Raw genomic sequence first — 1,854 nt, 5'->3', positions numbered from 1 at the left:
GGTTCGGGGTTCCGGCAAAAACCGATCCGACTGCTGCCACATCTTACCGTTGTCCGAAAACTGCTTATACTGAGAGGAGTTTGCCATGAGCGATCAGGCTGGGCAGGGCCCAAAAGAACGGGGCGAAGGGTCGAAGCTCGAGGGGGTCGATTTTTCCGGCGCCGATCACCGGCAGGTGATCATCATCGGGTCGGGTCCGGCGGGTTACACCGCCGCGCTCTACGCGGCCCGTGCGGACCTGAACCCTCTCGTCGTGCAGGGAGGTGAACCGGGGGGCCAGCTCACCACGACGACGGATGTCGAAAACTATCCCGGGTTTCCCGAAGGGATACAGGGCCCCGACCTGATGGACCTTTTTGAAAAGCAGGCGGTGCGATTCGGTGCGGAACAGATCTTCAATCTGGTGACGGCCGTCGATTTTTCTCGCCGTCCCTTCCGGGTCCTCGTGGGGGAGGATAAACCGTTTCTGGCTGACTCCGTCATCATCGCCACGGGTGCTTCGGCGCAGTACATGGGCCTCGAGAACGAGAAGCGGCTTCTGGGAAGGGGTGTTTCGGCATGCGCCACCTGCGATGGCTTCTTCTTCAAAGGCCAGGAAGTCGCCGTCGTGGGAGGGGGGGACACGGCTATGGAGGAATCCCTCTTCCTCACCAGGTTTACGAAACACGTCCACGTGATCCACCGCCGCGATGCCCTGCGGGCCTCGAAGATCATGCAGCAGCGGGCATTCGACAACGAGAACATAAGCTTCATCTGGGACAGCGTCGTCGAGGACGTCCTGGGTGAAGACTCGGTAACGGGCGTGGCCTTGAAAAATGTCAAGAGCGGCAAGCAAAGCACACTCGATGTGACGGGGCTTTTCATCGCCATCGGCCACAAACCGAACACGGAGATATTCCGGGAATGGCTCGACATGGATGAGAAGGGGTACGTCATCACGGCCCACGAGACAACCCTGACGAACGTCCCCGGGGTATTCGCCTCCGGTGACGCCACCGACCACGTGTACCGGCAGGCGGTCACGGCGGCGGGAACCGGGTGTATGGCGGCAATGGATGCCGAGAGGTTCCTGGCGGAAAACCCGCTTTAACCCCCTTTTCTCATACGTTTCATGCCCCGTCCAAATTGCGGGCCGTTCGGGCACATTATTATTGTACAGGTATCAAAAGGGACAGAGGAACGCCGTCCGTGAAAGGTCGGTTTGAGAGGGCGGTTTCTCTCAGCCCTCACTCGGCGATGCCGTGCGCGCCGTCCCACCGGGTGCTGAAAACGCCGGTTCTGTAGACATTCCGGCACGCAATGCAGGCTACTTTTATCTCCCCCAAATCCTTGAGCTTTTTACGGAAGACCTTTCTGTTGGTAACGCCGCACTTCGGGCATTCAGAGCTGACCAGGGTCGATTTTTCCGTTATCTTGATCGTCGTGTAGGCCATTTTACCCCATACCTTTCATTCCGGCCGTTTTCTTCCGGCGAAGAATTCCTTATATAAAACGGTAGGGTTGCGCGGTTCACTGCAAAAGCCCGGGTCTGTTAAACCCTTGTTGGCTGAAACGTAAACCACCGGTTCGTGTAACCGGCAGCCGCTCCGCCAAACCCGTTTGTTGCCATCAAGTTAAATGCCTTACGTATCAAAGTCTGGTATGCCAGTAAGATGTCCTGCCCTGCCGGAACGCTTCGTTCAAAAGTCCACCTTTGGAAACTTTTCAACGTGCTCCGCTTGGCGGCGGGATCCGCCCCTGTGATATCATGGTGCCCATGGGGTTCGATGCCTGCGTGCCTTTTCTAAAGTCCCGTGACGGGGAAGGAGAGATCCGGCAAGACTTTTTTCCCGGAGGTTTGCCGTGAGCAAAAAG

The 1,854-nt window shown here is 57.6% G+C and carries 2 protein-coding genes; one reads left to right on the top strand and one right to left on the bottom strand.

Annotated features, from left to right (window positions below):
- Positions 1-85 precede the first annotated feature (85 nt).
- A complete protein-coding gene (gene trxB, locus GTN70_05450; GenBank protein ID NIO16429.1) occupies positions 86-1,090 on the top strand; it encodes a thioredoxin-disulfide reductase in 1,005 nt (334 codons plus the stop codon).
- A 136-nt stretch (positions 1,091-1,226) separates the two neighbouring features.
- On the opposite strand, the gene GTN70_05445 is transcribed toward trxB, so the two are convergent.
- Positions 1,227-1,433 carry a hypothetical protein gene (locus GTN70_05445; protein NIO16428.1) on the bottom strand — a complete coding sequence of 69 codons (207 nt, stop codon included), beginning with the start codon at positions 1,431-1,433 and terminating at the stop codon, positions 1,227-1,229.
- Positions 1,434-1,854 lie beyond the last annotated feature (421 nt).

Source organism: Deltaproteobacteria bacterium (assembly GCA_011773515.1).
Lineage (GTDB): Bacteria > Desulfobacterota > Deferrimicrobia > J040 > J040 > WVXK01.
This window is presented reverse-complemented; position numbering and strand designations above follow the sequence as displayed.